Here is a 19,759-nt window from a genome sequence, read left to right as displayed (position 1 = left end):
CCTCCAGCTAGGCGGAGTGAGTGAGGCTTAATCATGCTAAATAAACGAATTCCAACAAGACTGGGGGCAAAAATGGTCCCAGCCTAACCCGCAGCGCCCATTTTAATCAGCTGAAGCTCAACACGGCGATTTTTAGCACGCCCCACTTCGCCACTGTTATCCGCAATCGGCTGCTCTTCACCAAAACCTTTGGCCTTAAGCCGATCCTTATTAATCCCTTGGGATTGTAAGAATTGAACCACTGCGGCCGCCCGGGCTTGGGATAAGCGACGATTACTGTCAGCACTGCCCTGGTCATCCGTATGCCCAGCCACCAACACCCGGTAGCCTCGATTCTGCTTCAACAGGGCAACGGCTCGCTGCAACTCAAACTCTGCGGCACTGGTGAGTGTCGCACTAGCCGGCAAAAACACCACCCCATCCAACCGCAGTGATACCGGGCCGTCCAAATGGCAGCCATTATCCATAGTGGCAACCCCATCTGGGGTATTCAGGCACTGATCCTCTTGATCACAGACACCGTCCTGATCTTTATCCGAACAGGAAAGCTTGGCAATTTGTACTTGTCCGCCTTGATACCGGGGGTTTAATTCGGGCCTAACCGCCACCGCAGGCTGATCATTAGCCTGCCGGGCAACCACAACGGCCACCGGTGCCTCATCGGCAAACAGTTGCAGCGCGGCAAAGTCTGCCTCTGATAAATCCATGGCGGCAAGCTTACTCTGCTCGGCGCTACTCATCTCCAGGGGCAATGTGGCAGGACTATTTAACAAAGTCGCGAGCAGGGTATCTAAAGACTGGATGTCATTGTCCAGAGCCAAACCAGTGGTATTGGCAAGGGGCGCAATCAATACGTCCAGCCCCGTTAATTTTAATAAGGAGACAAGAACCCCGGCCTGACTGCTGGCAGAAGCAAGCGTCATCGCAAGGGCGAAGACAATCGGGAGAGGTTTTGTCATTTTTGTGTGATACGACATGCTGACTGAGGAAGCGCTCCTTCGCAATAAACCTGATTAGGACAACAACAGCGAACAGGCCACTAATGTGCCCCAGTCAGAGAAAAAACGCTACCAAAGGGATAACATCTTGGTCAATCAACGGCTTTCTTGGTTGATCACGGTCGCTTTCGCCTTTTCAAACTCATCGTCTGTCAGGCTACCCGCCCGCCGCATTGCGTCTAGTTTCTGCAGCGCCCCCACCATTTCTTCGCCATCGGCGGGTTCAGCATCTGCAATTTCTTCTTCCATTTCCTTACTCAGCCCCAGCCATTGCCCAATCTTACGAAAAATACGGGCAATGCCCCGCCAGAGCTTGGGCAGCAACCAAATAAGCAGCAGCAGAAACACGACAAACAGCACTAAAAATAGTAGCGGATGGTTCAAGGCCAACCAAAGCCCGCCAAACACCGCCAAATCCTCACTTATAGAGGCCGCCCAGTTTGTCACCGGCTCCGGCGACGTATTGATCAAGACCCGGGTACTGGCCTTTGCCGCATGAGTGACCGAGGTCACCGAACCCCCGGCAATCCCCGCCGCCAGCTGTAACGCGGGACTGACATCCCCCACTGTATTGGCCGCCAACAGGGCGCCAGCAGGAATCCGGATAAAGGTATGCAAGGCATCCCAACCCGTATCTAAGCCCGGCACTTTATCGGCAAAAAACTCCACCGAAAACATCAGCCCCGCAGCCAACATGACCGCAGGGTCTTGCACTATTTGTAAATTTTCGGGGAGATCAATGCCACCGCTAGAACCGCCCAAACCCAGCACCAGAATAGCGGCGTACAAATTGAGACCACTGGCCCAAGCCACCCCCATAGTGAGGGAGATCACGCTAATTAACTGTTGATATTCGTCCAAAAGGCTTCTCCAAGTGCAAATTCGGGAGTAATAGTTCTACCCTCTATACGTAGGCGTACAGTATAGACTGGAAATTCAACACGCATGTAGGGAGGAATTAATACTGAGAGGGAGGTAATAGCCGAGATGAAACAAGGCAAGGAGCAGGGTGGCTTACCTTCTACCCACCACCGCCACTACGGGTAATTACGCATATTTCTTTTTGACCCAGCGATCTACTATGAATCCAGCTATCACTGATTGAGCCAGTGATTAGCGTCTCCATAGTAGCACCCCCGCTTGGCACTCGAATTTCGAGTGCTTTTTTTTGGCCAAAATTAAACCGCTGTAGCAAAACAACATTGCCGCAAGTCACGCAGCCTTATTTCAGCAGAAACACCACCTGAAGCTTAGCCGTGACAGCTTGCTTACCAAAGAGCATAGACGATTCACTGCTCCCTTTTGCATCCATCATCAATCGCGCCCGCTCTGGCATAACCGGCGCTGCGCCAGATTCGTCGACATGGAAAACACCATCCAACTTACGCCCAAAGCCCTTTGCCAACACCTCGGCCTTGGCCTTGGCGTTTGCCACTGCCGCCTCCAATGCTTGTCCGACCAGCTCATCAAGATTAGAAAGATCAAAGCTGACGCTCCCCAACTCGGTAATGCCTGCCAGCACCAAGCCATCTAAGAGGCTGCCGTAGCGGCTGAGGTCTGTTAATTTCAGCTCAACAGTGCGCTCAACCCGCTGACCACGCAGCAAGCGCTTGCCCTCGTTCCACTCATAATCAGGGTACACACGAATCTGTGAGGCGCGGATATTTTCTTCGCTCACACCCTGCTCTCGAGCAGCATTAAGCGCCATCTTGGTACGTTTATCGACCTCAGCCTTAGCCGCACTGGCGGTATCCCGAGTTTCAGAGATTTGCAGATGCAAATGGGCAATATCCGGCACAGCCTCTACTTCCCCCTCTGCCGCAACAACAATATGAGGCTGATCTGGCAGGCTTGCGGCCAAGGCCACCATTGGCGCAAACGCCAGTAAAAAAATTGAAAATCGTTTTATGACACTAGGCATGGTTATTTATCCTCTATACAAACGTGTTGTCACCGTCACAAAAAAGGTATCTTGGTACCTGACCGCTTTTCTAACTGAGTGCTGACGTCAGACCTCAACAATAAAAAAGAGTGCCCGGCCAGTACAGCTTCACCATAGCAGCCCATCCGAGATGAACAAATAACAATGTCAGAAGTCACTATTAGCTACAAACACTTAAGGCTATGCTAGGCTGAATTAAACGCGGGTTTCGGAGGTTTGCTTGGCACTAAAGACATTGGGTTGGCGAGAGTGGCTATCACTCCCTGATTTGGGCATCGACACCATAAAAGCGAAGGTAGATACTGGCGCCCGCAGCTCTAGCTTGCACGCCTTTGATATTCAAACCTTTGATCGCAATGGCCAAGACTGGGTTGAATTTAAAATTCATCCCGCCCAGCACAATCAAGAAACCATTTTGCAGTGCCAGGCCCCAGTAAAAGATTTTCGGCAAGTCACCGATTCAGGTGGCCACAAAAGCATGCGTTATGTAATTGAAACCACTATCCAACTGGGTCAGGATAGCTTCCCAATAGAAGTCACCTTGGCCGACCGAAGCAACATGCTGTTCCGAATGCTGGTAGGCCGCACGGCCATGAAAGGTCGCTATTTAGTCGACTCCAGCCGCTCGTACTGCACTAGCCAAATTTCTGAATAACCCACGAGTTTTGTCATTATGAAAATCGCCATTCTGTCGCGTAACAGTCGCTTGTACTCCACTCGTCGCCTTGTGGAAGCCTGCAAAGAGCGAGGCCATGAAGTACGGGTGCTAGACACCTTAAAATGCTATATGGAACTCAGTTCCCATGAACCCGCCATTTGGTACAAAGGTGAGCGACTGGAAGATTTTGACGCGGTCATCCCCCGTATCGGCGCCTCTATTACCACCTATGGTCTCGCCGTTATCCGCCAGTTCGAAATGATGGGCACTTACAGCCTTACAGAATCGGTTGCCCTTGGTCGCTCCCGTGACAAACTGCGCGCCCTGCAGTTACTGTCCCGGAAAAAAATCGGTATGCCGGTAACCAGTTTTGCCCACGAAGTTCACAACACGAAAGAGCTAATCAAGCTGGTCGGCGGTGCACCTGTAGTCGTTAAATTATTGGCCGGCACGCAGGGTCGGGGGGTGGTCTTGGCAGAAACAGCCAAAGCTGCCGAATCGGTTATCGATGCCTTTAGAGAACTAAAAGCCGACTTTTTGGTGCAGGAATTTATCAAAGAGGCGGGCGGCTCAGATGTACGTTGTCTCGTCATTGGCAAAAAAGTGGTGGCCGCCATGCAACGCACTGCAGCCAGCGGTGAGTTCCGCTCCAACCTTCACCGGGGCGGCTCCGCGGAGCTAACCCGTCTCACCCCCAGTGAGCGAGCAACCGCCGTCAAGGCCGCCCAAATAATGGGCTTAAACGTCGCCGGGGTGGATATTTTGCGCTCGTCCCGGGGCCCACTGGTAATGGAAGTGAACTCGTCACCGGGGCTGGAAGGAATAGAAAATGCCAGCCGCAAAAATGTCGGGGCCGAGATCGTTAAATTTATCGAAGAAAATGCCGCGCCCTACCGCAATAAAACCCGCGGCAAGGGGTAACGTCCACTGGCACCTGAGCCGCTGCTGTGAACACCCACCCAGCAGTGGCCCGATGTAGCGACGCGGCTGCATTCGCCCTTCCCCCCCCAAAACATAATTACGTGTAAAATCAGGACCAGAATTTTAAACAGGGCCAAAGCAGTCTATGAGCGAGAAGAAAAGCCCACGCCAAAGCCGCAAAGAAATAACCATTGCTGGCACCGAAATACTGCCCGGCAGCCGCAGTCATATAGAACTCCCGGTCGCCAAACTGTATACCCACACCGAACTGTCCATCACCGTCAAAGCCCTGCGAGGCAAACGGGAAGGACCGACCCTGTTTGTCAGTGCTGCCATTCACGGTGATGAAATTAATGGGGTAGAAATTGTTCGGCGACTGCTTGAACACAAGGCCCTTCGTTCTCTTAGAGGAACGCTGCTGGCCATTCCGATAGTCAATGTCCATGGTTTTTTAAACAACGAACGTTATCTACCAGACGGCCGCGACCTCAACCGCTCCTTTCCGGGCTCTCCCAAAAGCTCCTTGGCCGGGCGTATGGCGTATACTTTTTTCAATGAAGTCGTCGCAAAATGCAGCCACGGCATCGACCTGCATACCGGTGCCAGACACCGTAGTAATCTCCCGCAAATTCGCGCCGACCTTCAAGATACCGAAACCCGCGCCATGGCAGAAAGCTTTGGCGCGCCGGTTATTCTCCACTCCCGCACCAGAGACGGTTCTCTACGAGAAGTCGCCAGCGACGAGAACATCCCTATTCTGCTCTATGAAGCGGGTGAAGCCCTGCGCTTTGACGAGGTAGCCATTCGCGCCGGGGTATCAGGCATTATCAGCGTCATGCGCAACATTGGTATGCTGCCTGCCTCCCGCAGTAAACGCACCCGCCGCAAACCGATGGTCACCGACCAATCTTATTGGGTGAGAGCTGGCGTCAGCGGGGTATTAAGAGCACTGGTGCCGCTGGGGGCATTTGTTCCCAAAGGCGCCGTCATTGGCATCATCTCAGACCCCATTGGCGACAGCAGTGGCGATGTGGAAGTTTTTGCCAACGACGAAGGCATCGTCATCGGCAGAACCTTTTTACCCTTGGTGTACGAAGGCGACGCGCTGTTCCATATTGCAAAATACAAAGGCGATACCGACGATGCCTTTGATCATATCAGCGAGTTCAGGGAAGCCTTTGAACCAGAGGCCTACCCTTACCCCAACGAAAGCGACCAGGATCCACCGATCATCGCCAGCTAAAACACACTTATTGTGAGCCAATAGAAAAATTCCTGATGCTGCGCAATCAGGAATTTTCAAGGGTAACTCAAGGCTGAGTCGCCATCGCCCAGCCCTTAGTTAAGCCAACACTTGCGGCGGAATATTCTACTCAAGCTGCCTGCTCCTCTTCGCCAGCGACAGAGCTGCGAATCAAGTAATCAAAGGCGCTTAAAGCTCCAGCGGCCCCCGCACCCATCGCGATAATGATTTGCTTATAATGCACAGTGGTGGCATCGCCTGCAGCAAACACGCCGGGAATAGAGGTCTCGCCTTTTTCATTGATAATAATTTCACCCCGAGGACTCAAGGCTATACCGCTGTCTTTAAGAAACTCGGTATTAGGTATCAAGCCAATTTGCACAAATATCCCCGCCAATTTGACGCTGCGGGCATCACCGCTCACGCGGTCAATGTAGTTCAAACCGGTGACTTTCTCGCCATTGCCGACAACTTCCGTTGTTTGGGCGTTGAGAATAATCTCGATATTGGCCATGGACTTCGCCTTGCGCTGCAGAACCTCATCGGCCCGGAGCTGACGATCAAACTCCAGCACCGTGACGTGCTCGGTAATGCCTGCCAAATCAATCGCTGCCTCAATGCCAGAATTACCACCGCCAATCACCGCAACAGATTTACCTTTAAACAGTGGCCCATCGCAATGCGGGCAGTAGGCAACACCCTTACCGCGGTATTCTTGTTCACCGGGTACATTCATTTCTCTCCAGCGGGCACCCGTTGCCAGCAGCACCGAACGGCTGCGCAAACTCACACCCCCTTCAACTGCCACTTCAAGGCTGCCATCTTGCTGAACGCTTAACCCTTCCGCGCTGTGGCCCGCCATAATATCGACGTCATAATCTTTGACGTGCTCTTCCAGATTGGCCACCAGCTTCGGACCCTCGGTGGCGCTCACCGAGATAAAATTCTCAATGCCGACCGTGTCCAGCACCTGACCACCAAAGCGATCGGCTACAATCCCAGTGCGAATCCCTTTGCGCGCCGAGTAAATCGACGCCGCTGCACCAGCGGGACCACCACCAACCACCAACATATCAAAACGGTCTTTTTCAGCCAGCTTTTTAACGCTGCGGGCAGCAGCATTTTTATCCACTTTTTTAAGGATATCGCCAATGCTCACCCGACCTTGAGAAAAACTTTCGCCATTCAAAAAGACCGATGGCACCGCCATCACTTTGCGGCTATCAACCTCGTCTTGAAACAAGGCGCCATCGATCATTTCATGGTGAATATTGGGGTTGATGGCCGCCATCATATTCAGTGCCTGAACGACGTCGGGGCAATTCTGGCAGCTTAAAGAAATAAACGTCTCGAAGCTGTACTCACCTTCGAGTTCTGCAACCTGTCTAATCACCTCTTCGTCCAGCTTAATAGGGTGGCCACCGCTGTGTAGCAACGCCAATACCAGTGACGTAAATTCATGCCCCAGCGGAATACCAGCAAATCGCAGCTCGGTATTTTTAGCCACCGAACGCACAGTCATCGACGGCACTCTAGCTTCGCTGTCATCACCTCTGGCCGCAGTCACCAGCGGCGACAACGATGTAAGTTCATCGATCAGTTCGCCAAGCTCACGGGACTTATCATCATCACCCAAATACGCCAGCAGCTCGACCGGGGTCTTCAGGTTCTGTAAGTAGCCTTGCAGCTGTTCCTTCATATTTGTGTCTAACATAATAACTCCAGAAAACTCGATATATGTTCAGGGACTCGCCCTTAAAAAAGGCCTCGCGGACGAGGCCAAACATGGGGGTTTCTTCATTCAAAGCGAAATAAAATTGTTAGCAGTGATAGCAAAATAATGCTCTCAATACGCAACAATATTTAGTCGCTTCTTAGATTTTGCCGACTAAATCCAGCGACGGAGACAAAGTATCGCCACCGGGTTGCCATGCTGCCGGACAAACTTCGCCATCGTGCTCAGCAACGTATTGGGCCGCTTGTACTTTGCGTACCAGCTCTTTAGCAGAGCGACCAATACCCAGATCGTGCAACTCGGCCACTTTGATTTCGCCTTCTGGGTTGATCACAAAAGTGCCTCGCAACGCCAGACCATCTTCTTCAATCATCACCCCAAAGTTGCGTGAAATCTGACCGGTGGGGTCACCAATCATCGGGTACTGAATTTTGTTGATGGTGTCAGAGCTGTCATGCCACGCTTTGTGGGTAAAGTGAGTGTCGGTTGATACCGAATAGACTTCTACGCCCATTTCTTGCAACTGTGCATAATGGTCTGCCATATCACCCAGCTCAGTGGGGCAAACAAAGGTAAAGTCAGCAGGGTAAAACATCACCACAGACCATTTACCTTTCAGATCAGCATCGCTGACATCTATAAAATCGCCGTTGTGATACGCCGTCGCTTTAAACGGTAGAATTTCAGTGTTGATGATTCTTGGAAACATAATCTCACTCCTAAATATTGAAGGTTTTGCTTAACTCGGGGACTATCCTATAAACTCCGAAAACAAAGCTCTAATCGATTGTCTTTATTATTTTGATAGGTGCTACCGATGGTTAAAATCCGAGACCTGCAATACCTAGATGCCGTTGCCCGCCACCAGCACTTTGGCCGGGCCGCAGAGGCCTGCTTTGTCAGCCAGCCCACTCTTAGCGGGCAAATTATGAAGCTGGAAGAACAACTTGGCCTGACGCTGATTGAGCGCCACCGCAAACGTATTATGCTGACCCCTGCAGGAGAGGAGCTCATTTTGCGGGCAAGAACGGTACTGCGGGCAGCCGACGACTTTCAGGAAGCGGCCAAAAATCTGTCCGATCCATTGGCAGGCGATATCCATTTAGGCTTAATCCCCACTGTCGCACCCTATCTTTTGCCCCACATTATGACGGCGCTAACCACCGCGCTGCCTAACGTAAACTTCTTTCTGCACGAAGATCAGACCGACGTATTAATGCAGCAACTGGACGACGGTAAACTCGATGCCGTCATTCTGTCCTGGCTCAACACCATGAGCGGCGTTGAGCGCTATGCCTTATTTGAAGAACCACTGGTGTTGGCTACCCATCAGAAACACCCGCTTGCCGCAAAAAAAGAAGCCACACTAGCTGACCTCGACGGTCAGTGGGTGCTCACTTTAGAAGACGGCCACTGTTTGAGAGACGAAACATTGGATTACTGTTTTACTGCTGGCGCTCAAGAAGACACCCGTTTTCAAGCTACCAGTTTGGAAACCCTGCGCTATATGGTCGCCAGTGGTTTGGGAATTACCTTGATGCCCGAACTGGCTATCAATGCTGCCGATAGCGAGCGAGGCTTAAGCTATGTGCATTTCAAGTCACCGCCACCCAGTCGAGAAATTTGTCTTCTGGTGCGACCCAATTACTCCCGCATGGCCTGTATTCGCACAGTCGTGGCCTGTATACGGGAAGCAATGAGCGCTGCAACCGCCCTCAGAAACTAGGACTTTCCGCTTGATTTAGCCGAACTTCCTCGATTTTACTCCCCAAAACCTCTATAGTGCGCGCCCCGCGCACATCTATCTAACGCTCACTTCCTCAGGACAACACTGTGATTTCTGCTGCCAACATCACCATGCAATTTGGTGCCAAACCGCTTTTTGAAAACATCTCCGTCAAATTTGGTGGTGGCAACCGCTACGGCCTGATCGGCGCCAATGGCTGTGGCAAATCCACGCTGATGAAAATACTGGATGGCAGCCTCGCCCCCAGCGCTGGCAACGTCTCCACCGAACCCAATGTACGTCTTGGCAAGCTACATCAAGACCAATTTGCCTTTGAGCAATACTCGGTAATCGATACCGTCATTATGGGTCACAGCGAACTCTGGGAAGTGAAAAAAGAGCGGGACCGGATTTATTCCCTGCCGGAAATGAGCGAAGACGACGGCATGCAGGTCGCCGAACTGGAAGTGGCTTTTGCCGAAATGGACGGTTACAGCGCCGAGAGCCGCGCCGGCGAAATTTTGCTGGGTGCAGGTATCGAAGAAGCCCTGCATTTTGGCCCCATGAGCGAGGTTGCTCCCGGCTGGAAATTACGGGTGCTGCTGGCCCAGGCGCTATTTTCCGATCCAGATCTGTTGTTGCTGGACGAGCCTACCAACAACCTTGATATCAATACCATTCGCTGGTTGGAAGATGTACTCAATCAGCGCAAGAGTACCATGGTCATCATCTCCCACGATCGCCATTTTTTGAACTCTGTTTGTACGCATATGGCCGATATCGACTATGGCGAACTGCGGGTCTATCCCGGTAATTACGACGATTTCATGACCGCTGCCACCGCCGCCAGAGAGCGCTTACAATCTCAAAACGCTAAAAAATCTGCCCAAATTGCTGATCTACAACAATTTGTCAGCCGCTTCTCCGCCAACGCCTCCAAGGCCAAGCAAGCAACGTCCCGGGCCAAGCAAATCGACAAAATTCAGCTGGACGAGGTTAAAGCCTCCAGCCGACAATCGCCCTACATCCGTTTTAAACAGGATAAAAAACTCCACCGCCAAGCACTGACCTTAGAGAAGCTCAGCCACGGTTTTGAAAACGAAGAAACGCTGTTCAGCGGCGGCAATTTAATCCTGGATGCTGGCACCCGACTGGCAGTCATTGGTGAAAACGGTGCGGGTAAAACCACATTTCTACGCTGCCTGATCGGCCAGCTTGAAGCCAATAATGGTGTCGTGAAATGGGCCGAAAACGCCAGCGTTGGCTACTGCCCCCAAGACGCCAGCAGCGACTTTGACAATGATTTAAATTTGTTTGACTGGATGGGCCAGTGGCGCAAACCCAATCACGACGATCAAATTGTGCGGGCCACTTTGGGACGCCTGCTCTTCTCTGCCGACGACTTCAACAAAAAAGCCAAGGTCTGTTCAGGAGGAGAAAAAAACCGCCTCTTATTTGGCAAATTAATGATGATGGATTGCAATGTACTCATCATGGATGAGCCCACTAACCATCTGGATATGGAATCTATCGAATCGCTGAACATGGCTTTGGAACATTTCGAGGGAACACTGATTTTTGTCAGTCACGACCGGGAATTTGTTTCCTCTCTGGCCACCCGTATTGTCGAGATTCGCGATCAGCAGGTTCACGATTTCCAAGGCAGCTACGAAGAGCTTCTGGCACACCAAGCCAATCAATAGCCTTAGGGTTAAACCGTGTTTGTCAGGCGCTAAAACCTGACATAAAAAAAGGCGCGGTGCATATGCACCGCGCCTTTTTTGTAAAGCGCGTAAAACCCGCTTATCAGCCCATCATATAAATTGACTTATATTGCTGATACGCAGAAATCGCTTCTGGCCCCATTTCACGACCCAAGCCGCTGGACTTAATACCACCGAAAGGCGCATTAAGATCTGGCATATAGCCGTTCACCCCAATGGTGCCCGACTCCATCAAACGGGCAACCTGCGCTGCATGTTCGCTGTCTTTTGACCATACGGTGCCGCCCAGACCATACTCAGAGTCATTGGCAATGCGAACCGCATCGGCCTCATCCTTATAAGAGATAATCGACAATACAGGGCCAAAAATTTCTTCTTGGGCGATGACCGCAGAGTTATCCAAATCAGCAAAGACGGTCGGCTCAACAAACCAACCCTTCTCCTGGCTAGCCGGACGACCACCCCCTGTCACCAATTTCGCTTCGCCTTTACCTTTGGCAATATAGGACTCAACACGCTGACGATGCGCAGAAGACGCCATTGGTCCAACCACGGTGTTGCGATCCAAGGGATTGCCCACAGGGAAAGACGAGACACCGGCGGCAATGGCTTCAACCACATCATTGTAGCGGCTGGCGGGTGCCAGAATACGCGTACAAGAGAAGCAGGCCATACCGCTGTTCAGCATAGACACCGACGGTACCGCCTGGACAAACGCATCCAAGTCCATGTCATCCAACAAGATCGCCGCTGACTTACCACCCAGCTCCAAGCTCACCGGACGCAGTAACTTGGCACACTCCTGGGCAATAATACGACCCGCCCCTGAAGAGCCAGTAAAGGCCACTTTGTCGATACCCGGATGAGAAACAAGGTAGGCGCCCAATTCACGACCGCCGGGGACCCAACTAATCACACCCGGTGGTAATTGTGCCTCTTCAGCCGCCTCAGCAATCAGCACGCTGTCCAGAACCGTTTCTGGTGAAGGCTTCAACACGATGCTGCATCCTGCAGCCAGCGCTGGCGCAATTTTCATCATTGACAAAATAACCGGGAAATTCCAAGGCACGATGGCACCAACAACCCCAACAGGCTCGCGGCGTACCAGCGTCGTCGAACCCAGCGGTGAAGGACGGCTTTCTTCCAGCTCAAGACCTGCAGCTAACTCGGCATAGTAGCGCAGCAATGCGACACAATAACCCGCCTCCAGCTGCTCCGACATCACAATCGGCATACCGTTTTGGCTACTCACCGCCTCAGCGATTTGGGGGGCGCGTTTTTCAATGGCGTCGGCGAAACGATGCATGGCAGCGCTTCGCTCAGCGGGAGTGGCTTGACTCCAGGCAGAATCTTTTACAGCTTTGCGTGCGGCATCAATCGCCCGGTCCATATCGGCCGGGCTGCCTTCAGGCACACTGCCGATGACGTCTTCTGTCGAGGCACTGATCGCCTCAATGCGGTTTGTCGAGGCGGGTTTAACCCACTCACCACCGATGAACAGAGTTTCCTGATGAACTGCCATTATGTGTTTCTCCTGAGCATTTTATTGTACGGGGTATATTGGACCGCGACAGAGTCGGAGCACCACACTGGGTGAGTGCCAGTAATGACTAACCACGGAAAATTGTTCGTAAGCTATCTTATAAGATAGCATGCTACCTTATAAGTTTTCAGCTAATCAAATACTTTTACGAGCATCGCCAAGCTAGGCAAGTCTCCGTTTAGCCCCCTCAAACTCAGCAATCAACAAGGCATCTGCGCAGAAAGGGATTCCAACTCCCCGGTACTGCCTTTAAAATGCCCCCCTTCAAAAATTTTCAGTGGAATATCGCAATGGGCCGCGCCTACCAAAATCGCAAAGACTCCATGGCCAAAACGGCTGATGCCAAAACCAAGGTCTACAGTAAATACGGCCGGGAAATCTATGTCACGGCTAAATCGGGTGGTGTTGACCCCTCGGCCAACCTAGCTCTGAGGGGCTTGCTGGATCGGGCAAAAAAAGACCAGGTCCCCAGTCACGTTATCAAAAATGCACTGGACAAAGCCGAGGGCGGCGCGGGGGAAGACTACTCCCCCGCCCGTTACGAGGGCTACGGCCCAGGCAATTGCATGGTGATTGTTGACTGCCTGACAGATAACCCCAATCGCACCTTTGGTGATGTGCGCCTGGCTTTTACCAAAACCAAATGCAAAATTGGCACCCCCGGCACCGTCGGCCATATGTTTGATCATTCTGCTATTTTGGTCTTTGCCGGTACCGACGAAGAAGCGGTCTTGGAAGCACTGATGGAAGCGGACGTCGACGTCACGGATATTGAAGCTGAAGATGACAAAATTTCAGTCTTTGCGCCCCATACCGACTTTTTTAAAGCCAAACAGGCAATATTAGACCAGTTTGGCGAGGTGGAATTTGAGGTGGAAGAGATTCAATTCATCCCCCAAACCACCACCCCCATCAGCGAAGAAGATATGCCCATGTTTGAGAAATTTCTCAATATGCTGGACGAGCTGGATGACGTACAAAACGTCTATCACAACGCAGAGCTTTAACACTGGGTGCCGGGGGCAACATAGGCCCCCGGCCCTTACGCGGATCGTTTAACAAACTCGCACAAAATAACAATACGCTGACCGCTCACCCGACCTTCAATCTGGTCGGCATTATCAGCCACCAGACTAATGCCCCGCACTGCTGTACCACGCTTGGCGGTAAAATTGGCGCCCTTTACATCCAAATCTTTAATCAGCGTTACCGTATCGCCCGCCTCAAGCACCGTGCCGTGACAGTCTTTGTGAATCACCCGGTCCGACTCGGCAACCCCGTCACCCTCGGCCCTAGCCCACGCCAAGGTTTCATCATCTAAATACATCTGCTCAAGCAATTCTTGCGGCCAGCCTTCGGCACTCAAGCGATTCAGCATTCGCCACGCCACAACCTGCACCGCGGGCTCGGTGCTCCACATGCTGCCGTTTAAACAGCGCCAATGATTAGGGTCGCGGTTGTCGACCGTATCAATTTGGCTTCGACACAGCCCACAGGCAAAAATCGCTTTATCAACGCGCGGCTCAACCGGCGCCACAAAATAGGCTGCCAGCTCATCGCCGCTGCCGCATAACTCGCAGCACTGTCCAGCGCGCTGGGCCAAAGACTGTTCAATACTCATAAAGATCACCGTGAAAATTCCGGCGGCATTATAACGGAATCACAGAGAGGGTGGGGCCAGCACCGAGCCCCGATATTCAAGGGAAGGAAAATCCAGGACCTTTCAACAGACCCTAAAACACAAGCAAGGGATAAGCCCCTGGCTCACATCATCAACTCGGCTTCATCACCGTATTTTTCCAGCCAGATTTTGCGATCACTGGCGCGTTTTTTCGCCAGCATCATATCCATCTGCCCCATGGTGTCGTCGTTATCTTCAATTGACAGTCGGACCAGACGTCGCGTGTCGGGGTCCATAACGGTTTCCCGGAGCTGGAGCGGGTTCATTTCGCCCAAACCCTTAAAGCGGGTAACTGACACTTTGCCGCGTTTTTTCTCGGCCTCGATACGGTCTAAAACGCCACTTTTCTCGGCATTATCCAAGGCGTAATACACCTCTTTGCCCACATCGATGCGGTACAGCGGCGGCATGGCAATAAAAACATGACCCTGTTCGACAAGCGGGCGAAAGTGCCGCAAGAAAAGCGCACATAGCAAGGTAGCAATGTGCAGGCCGTCCGAATCGGCGTCGGCGAGAATACACACCTTGCCATAGCGCAGGCCTGCAATGTCATCGCTATCGGGCTCAATGCCCAAGGCCACAGAAATATCGTGCACCTCTTGCGAGGCTAAAATTTCGGCAGAGTCGACTTCCCAGGTATTCAGAATTTTACCTCGCAACGGCAGTATCGCCTGGTACTGACGATCCCTCGCCTGCTTGGCACTGCCCCCTGCCGAGTCACCCTCAACCAAAAACAGCTCTGAACGCTCGGTATCTACCCCCGAGCAGTCGGCCAATTTACCGGGTAATGCCGGACCCGCAGAAACTTTTTTACGCACCACTTTTTTCGATTTACGCAACCGGGTTTGGGCGCTGTCAATACACAGCTCAGCCAGCCGCTCGGCTTCTTCAGTGTGCTGATTCAGCCATAAGCTAAAGGCATCTTTAGCAACACCGGCCACAAAGGCGGCGGCTTCTCGGGAGCTTAAACGCTCTTTGGTTTGACCGGAAAACTGCGGATCAGCCAGCTTGGATGACAGCACATAACTACAGCGATCCCAAATATCGTCGGGGCTGAGCTTGATGCCCCGAGGCAGCAAATTGCGAAACTCACAAAACTCCCGCATGGCATCTAACAAGCCACTGCGCAGGCCATTCACATGAGTACCACCTTGGGCGGTAGGAATCAGGTTAACGTAGGATTCCGTGAGTAATTCACCGCCCTCTGGCATCCATTGCACCGCCCAGTCCACCGCTTCACTGCGGCCACTAAACTGGCCGATAAAGGGCACGGCGGGCAGGGTTTCAAATTCTTTGGTGTGGCTAGCTAAATAATCAGACAAGCCATCTTCGTAATACCATTCCTCGCTCTCGTCGCCAGTCTCGTCTTTAAAGAAAACTTTAAAGCCTGGACATAATACCGCCTTGGCCCGGAGCACATGTTTGAGCCGACGCACTGAAAACTTTGCGGTATCAAAGTATTTTGGGTCCGGCCAGAAGTGGATAGAGGTGCCGGTATTACGTTTGCCGCAGCTGTCGACTACTTCCAACTCAGAAGCCTTATCGCCGCCGGCAAAACTCATTCGATACACACTGCCATCGCGTTTGATTTCGATATTCAAGCGACTGGAAAGCGCATTGACCACCGACACCCCAACCCCGTGCAAGCCCCCGGAGAACTGGTAGTTGTCATTGGAAAATTTACCGCCAGCATGGAGGGTACACATAATCACCTCAACCCCCGGCAAGCCCTGTTCAGGGTGAATATCCACAGGCATGCCCCGACCATCATCCGCACACACCAAAGAGCCATCGGCTTTCAAGGTGACAACAATTTGACTGGCGTGGCCCGCCAATGCCTCGTCGACACTGTTATCAATGACTTCTTGGGCGAGATGATTGGGGCGAGTGGTATCGGTGTACATACCCGGACGTTTGCGAACGGGCTCAAGACCGGTGAGGACTTCTATCGATTGGGAATTATATTCAGCCATGTGTTTCCGTGTTGCGGTGTTATGCCGCTATTTGCGTACAAAAGAGGCGACGCAGTCAAAGCGCCCTGCGGCTCAAAAAGGTGTGTATTGTTAACCAAGCAGGCCCAGAAATTCCACCACCTCGGGCAAATAGCGCTCAAAGCCTTGAAAACTGTGGTCACCACCCGGCTCGCAGGTGACCCGTGCCCCGCGATAAAACGCCAGTGCATCACGATAATCCAAGGTTTCATCACCTTCTTGGAGCAGCGCCCAATAGTCATCCGGGCTACGTAACTCGGTGATAGCTAAATCATGCAACGCCAGCACATGCGTCTGGCCAATACTAAATTCACTGCCGGTATAGGGGTTTGAGTGATCGCCAATTAAGCGCGTCACCAATCGTTGCGGGTGCACCACCGGATTAATCGCCACCGCTCGAAGCCCGTAGCGCTGCGCCAATACCGTCGCTAAAAAACCACCCATTGAGCTGCCGATTAATGCCACCGGACCGTCAGCGCGCTCAAGACACTCTTTAACCACGGCCTCGGCTGTTTGCGCAGCCACATCCGGCGTATCCCCCAAAGCAGGGACCCGGTAGTGGATACTGGGATGATGTTCTTGTAAATACTCCCCGGTAATAACGGCTTTATGTGACTGGGGAGAGGAGATAAACCCGTGGAAATAAATCAGTGTTGCGCTCATTGATACCCGCTTGCCGAACGATCTACAAAAAACGCCAAACCCTCAACGCGTTTTACCTGCGTCTCGACACTGCCATCCGCATCGAGCCGAAAACAGCGATAACCAGGATTGAGTGTATCTAAGGCAAACTCAGCGCTATTTGGCGCAAACTGAATACACGTAGACGGCGTGGAAAGTTGACGTAGACCATTAATTGTTTGATCACTTTGCTGATGCACATGACCGCACACCACCGCTTTCACCTGAGCCTGGCCCTGTAATAATTCGCAAAGTGCATCACCGTTTGCAATCTTTTGCTCATCCAGCCACGCACAACCCACCGCAAACAGATGGTGGTGCATAAACACTAACGTGGGTTTGGGTGTCTTCAAAGCAGTGCGCAACGCCGCCAACTCAGAATCAGCCAAATGGCCGCCCACTTGCCCTGGCACAGCAGAATTCAAAAATACACACTGCCAAGTATCCAGCAGCAACACCGAGGGCATTAGATCCTCCCCCAGGGCGCGACGCATTTCTACGGCGTCATCGTGATTTCCCGGCAACCAGACAATATGCTTTGCCAAACCCGCTAACCGCGGTTGTAAGCGATAATAAGCCGCCATGTGACCATCGCTGGAGACGTCGCCTGATACAACTAACAAATCCAGTTGCTCATTCTCCGCCCGCAGCTGCTCAATTACCGCGTTAGCACTATGATCAGTATCCATGCCCAATAGCGTATCGCCCTCTCGCTCGCCGAGATGGCAATCACTAATCTGCGCGATACGCAGCGATTTTTTAAGGGGAACAGCTGACACTGAGCGGGAACCTTTCACCGTTAACATAACTCCGTTTATACGGTAAGGAACTACCCAAATCTAGCCACGGTCAGGCAATTTTCGCGTAGTCGGTCATATTTCCAGTATTTTTAACGGATCGTCCAAAGAATGACCTTGCGCAAGACAGTGACAAAGAATCTCACCGAGATAGCGGTTAAGCTGGCGCTTTTCATCCCGCTGTAGCATTTTCGGGTTGGGATAGGGCAATCTAGCCTTCTTGATACGAATCCCCTCCACTGCGACGACTTCAGCCAGACCTGCATCGTGATAAACCTGCACCGAGAGCACTGGTGGTGACCAATCTGGCACCAAAGGCTTGGCCAACTCGACTTCCAAAGAAGTGGTATAAGGGGCACATTCCACAACTCGAAAGTAAACAGTGGAATCCACTAGACCAAACTCCAGGCAGCTATCTGCCCGGCAATGACGGGGCACCAGCTTCTGAAGCCGCAAATAGTTAAGCTCACAATCGGCTAGATGCTCGCTAAGATTGACTTGGTAGCCTTGAATCCGCACACTGCTCCCAGAATTTAGTTAGTGGCCTACGTAAATTTACGATAATGTAATAATCATTATCGTCCTGTATTCCTTTGTTACACTGATCACTGACACCTCAACTTGGGCGCCAAGCTCTCCGAATTCAGAACAGGTTACCCTCAATGATTGTAAAACGTCATCCTTTATACGCCGCAATTATGGCCGCAACACTGTTTAGCCAAGCATTCATCAGCCCTGCAAGCCAGGCAGATACGCTGCTGGACGTATACGAGCTGGCCCTGCAAAACGACCCCGTATTAAAAGCCGCAGAAGCCAACTACCGCGCAAACATAGAATCTGAAAACATAGCCCGTTCCAGTTTATTGCCTCAAGTGGTCGGCGAAGCCTATTACGAGGACGCGGAAACCGACAGTAATCGCAAAAGCACGACCATCGCCCCTGACGGCATGGGCGGCACAACCGCGGCCATCATCGACCAAAGCAGTAATACCGACTCTGAAACCGAGGCTTACTCGGTGTCATTAAATCAGGCGATTTTTAATTTACCCGCCTGGTTTAGCTTTAAAGCAGGCAAGGCGCTCAGCGAACAAGCCACCGCTCAACTCGCCTATGATCAACAAGACTTAATCGTGCGGGTCTCTGACGCCTACTTTAATGTACTGCGGGCCAGAGAGAACCTCGACGCCGCTAAAGCAGAAGAAAAAGCAGCCCAGCGCCAGCTGGAACAAACCCAACAACGGTTTGATGTCGGCCTGATCGCCATCACCGATGTCCACGAAGCGAGAGCCGTATACGACACCATCGTCGCCCAACGCCTTGGATTTGAAGGCACATTAGCAATCGCCAGAGAAAACCTGAGCACGGTCACCGGCCAAGCTCATCACAATCTTTGGTCTTTAGAGGACAACTTCCCCATCGCCATGCCCGAACCTGCAGACCGGGCCAAATGGGTAGACTTTGCCCTGACCAACAACCACCTGTTAAAAGCAGCTGGTTCCGGCCGGGATTCGGCCTACCAAAATGCCCGCTCTAAAAAGATGGAGCACCTGCCAAAAATCACCGGCAGCCTGATTTACAGCAAGCAAGACCTTGACGGCAGCACCACCTTTAACCCCACCAGCTCGTTTGCCACCCCGCCCGACAGTTACACAGAAACCGAGGCCGCTCGCATAACGCTGACCGTGCCGCTCTTCGCTGGTGGCGGCATCAGTGCCGCACGACGCCAAGCGTATGAGCAGTACAACGCTGCCCAGCAAAATAGCATTAGCGTTCAGCGTCAGGTTATCGCAGGCACCCGCGCCCAACACATCGCGGTGAATACAGATGTGCAAACGGTAAAAGCCCGCAAACAGAATATTATTTCAGCACGCAGCGCGCTGGATGCAACAGAAGCAGGCTATGAAGTGGGAACCCGGAATATCGTCGATGTGCTTGAGGCGCAGCGTAATTTGTATGCCGCCATTCGCGACTACACCAACGCCCGCTACGACTACGTTTTGGATGTGTTAAAGCTGAAGCAAAACGCCGGTACCCTCAGCCCCGCTGACATCAACGAACTCAACAAGTGGCTGAGCGCCCCCACTGCCCCCACCGTCTCTGACCGAGTGAGCAGCTAAAA

General features: G+C 52.2%; 18 protein-coding genes. 7 read left to right on the top strand and 11 right to left on the bottom strand.

All coding sequences use genetic code 11. The features are described from left to right. Positions 1-83: 83 nt before the first annotated feature. The 3 genes from IMCC21906_RS16200 to IMCC21906_RS03065 all read right to left on the bottom strand — a co-directional run bounded on the left by IMCC21906_RS16200 (position 84) and on the right by IMCC21906_RS03065 (position 2,919). Complete coding sequence (locus IMCC21906_RS16200; RefSeq protein WP_052763336.1) at positions 84-959, bottom strand: OmpA family protein; 876 nt, start codon at positions 957-959, stop codon at positions 84-86. A gap of 135 nt (positions 960-1,094) precedes the next feature. After that, positions 1,095-1,859 carry a DUF4126 family protein gene (locus IMCC21906_RS03070; RefSeq protein ID WP_047010941.1) on the bottom strand — a complete coding sequence of 255 codons (765 nt, stop codon included), beginning with the start codon at positions 1,857-1,859 and terminating at the stop codon, positions 1,095-1,097. Between the two features lie 361 nt (positions 1,860-2,220). Beyond that, on the bottom strand, positions 2,221-2,919 hold the full coding sequence (locus IMCC21906_RS03065; RefSeq protein WP_047010940.1) for an SIMPL domain-containing protein: 699 nt from the start codon (positions 2,917-2,919) through the stop codon (positions 2,221-2,223). A gap of 241 nt (positions 2,920-3,160) precedes the next feature. Here IMCC21906_RS03065 and IMCC21906_RS17040 point away from each other — a divergent pair, with 241 nt between their 5' ends. From IMCC21906_RS17040 to IMCC21906_RS03050, 3 genes are all read left to right on the top strand, one after another. Beyond that, on the top strand, positions 3,161-3,595 hold the full coding sequence (locus tag IMCC21906_RS17040) for an ATP-dependent zinc protease (protein WP_047010939.1): 435 nt from the start codon (positions 3,161-3,163) through the stop codon (positions 3,593-3,595). A gap of 18 nt (positions 3,596-3,613) precedes the next feature. Beyond that, positions 3,614-4,519 (top strand): 30S ribosomal protein S6--L-glutamate ligase, encoded by a 906-nt coding sequence (gene rimK, locus IMCC21906_RS03055; RefSeq protein WP_047010938.1) that lies wholly within the window; start codon positions 3,614-3,616, stop codon positions 4,517-4,519. A 145-nt stretch (positions 4,520-4,664) separates the two neighbouring features. Next, positions 4,665-5,762, top strand: a complete 1,098-nt coding sequence (locus tag IMCC21906_RS03050) for a succinylglutamate desuccinylase/aspartoacylase family protein (RefSeq protein WP_047010937.1) — start codon at positions 4,665-4,667, stop codon at positions 5,760-5,762. Between the two features lie 130 nt (positions 5,763-5,892). On the opposite strand, the gene ahpF is transcribed toward IMCC21906_RS03050, so the two are convergent. Together ahpF and ahpC are read right to left on the bottom strand one after the other, a co-directional pair. Continuing rightward, positions 5,893-7,476 carry an alkyl hydroperoxide reductase subunit F gene (gene ahpF, locus IMCC21906_RS03045; RefSeq protein WP_047010936.1) on the bottom strand — a complete coding sequence of 528 codons (1,584 nt, stop codon included), beginning with the start codon at positions 7,474-7,476 and terminating at the stop codon, positions 5,893-5,895. Between the two features lie 160 nt (positions 7,477-7,636). After that, a complete protein-coding gene (gene ahpC, locus IMCC21906_RS03040) occupies positions 7,637-8,206 on the bottom strand; it encodes an alkyl hydroperoxide reductase subunit C (protein WP_047010935.1) in 570 nt (189 codons plus the stop codon). A 108-nt stretch (positions 8,207-8,314) separates the two neighbouring features. Between ahpC and oxyR the strand changes: the two genes are divergently transcribed. Both oxyR and IMCC21906_RS03030 read left to right on the top strand, forming a co-directional pair. Further along, on the top strand, positions 8,315-9,223 hold the full coding sequence (oxyR, locus tag IMCC21906_RS03035; protein WP_047010934.1) for a DNA-binding transcriptional regulator OxyR: 909 nt from the start codon (positions 8,315-8,317) through the stop codon (positions 9,221-9,223). A gap of 107 nt (positions 9,224-9,330) precedes the next feature. Next, positions 9,331-10,926, top strand: a complete 1,596-nt coding sequence (locus tag IMCC21906_RS03030; RefSeq protein WP_047010933.1) for an ABC-F family ATPase — start codon at positions 9,331-9,333, stop codon at positions 10,924-10,926. Positions 10,927-11,029: 103 nt separating this feature from the next. On the opposite strand, the gene IMCC21906_RS03025 is transcribed toward IMCC21906_RS03030, so the two are convergent. Further along, the gene (locus tag IMCC21906_RS03025; RefSeq protein ID WP_047010932.1) at positions 11,030-12,469 is read right to left on the bottom strand and encodes an aldehyde dehydrogenase; all 1,440 of its coding nucleotides are present in this window, start codon (positions 12,467-12,469) and stop codon (positions 11,030-11,032) included. A 311-nt stretch (positions 12,470-12,780) separates the two neighbouring features. Here IMCC21906_RS03025 and IMCC21906_RS03020 point away from each other — a divergent pair, with 311 nt between their 5' ends. Then, positions 12,781-13,497, top strand: coding sequence for a YebC/PmpR family DNA-binding transcriptional regulator (locus IMCC21906_RS03020; RefSeq protein ID WP_047010931.1), 717 nt, complete (start codon positions 12,781-12,783; stop codon positions 13,495-13,497). Between the two features lie 35 nt (positions 13,498-13,532). Here the strand turns inward: IMCC21906_RS03020 and IMCC21906_RS03015 are convergent, their stop codons facing one another. The 5 genes from IMCC21906_RS03015 to IMCC21906_RS02995 form a co-directional block, all read right to left on the bottom strand. Continuing rightward, positions 13,533-14,111 carry an alkylphosphonate utilization protein gene (locus tag IMCC21906_RS03015; RefSeq protein WP_047010930.1) on the bottom strand — a complete coding sequence of 193 codons (579 nt, stop codon included), beginning with the start codon at positions 14,109-14,111 and terminating at the stop codon, positions 13,533-13,535. A gap of 143 nt (positions 14,112-14,254) precedes the next feature. Then, positions 14,255-16,144 (bottom strand): DNA topoisomerase IV subunit B, encoded by a 1,890-nt coding sequence (parE, locus tag IMCC21906_RS03010; RefSeq protein WP_047010929.1) that lies wholly within the window; start codon positions 16,142-16,144, stop codon positions 14,255-14,257. Between the two features lie 90 nt (positions 16,145-16,234). Continuing rightward, a complete protein-coding gene (locus IMCC21906_RS03005) occupies positions 16,235-16,825 on the bottom strand; it encodes a YqiA/YcfP family alpha/beta fold hydrolase (RefSeq protein ID WP_047010928.1) in 591 nt (196 codons plus the stop codon). Next, positions 16,822-17,640, bottom strand: a complete 819-nt coding sequence (cpdA, locus tag IMCC21906_RS03000) for a 3',5'-cyclic-AMP phosphodiesterase (protein WP_197085940.1) — start codon at positions 17,638-17,640, stop codon at positions 16,822-16,824. The genes IMCC21906_RS03005 and cpdA overlap by 4 nt, the downstream gene beginning before the upstream one ends. 75 nt (positions 17,641-17,715) lie before the next feature. Next, positions 17,716-18,159: a DUF1249 domain-containing protein gene (locus tag IMCC21906_RS02995; RefSeq protein ID WP_047010926.1), complete on the bottom strand. Its 444-nt coding sequence runs from the start codon at positions 18,157-18,159 to the stop codon at positions 17,716-17,718. Positions 18,160-18,302: 143 nt separating this feature from the next. On the opposite strand from IMCC21906_RS02995, the gene IMCC21906_RS02990 reads away from it, so the two are divergent. Then, complete coding sequence (locus tag IMCC21906_RS02990) at positions 18,303-19,757, top strand: TolC family outer membrane protein (protein ID WP_047010925.1); 1,455 nt, start codon at positions 18,303-18,305, stop codon at positions 19,755-19,757. The last annotated feature ends 2 nt before the right edge of the window (positions 19,758-19,759 follow it).

It is taken from the genome of Spongiibacter sp. IMCC21906, from assembly GCF_001010805.1.
Classification (GTDB): domain Bacteria; phylum Pseudomonadota; class Gammaproteobacteria; order Pseudomonadales; family Spongiibacteraceae; genus Spongiibacter.
The sequence above is the reverse complement of the archived record's forward strand: the minus strand, read 5'-3'. Positions and strand labels throughout refer to the sequence as shown.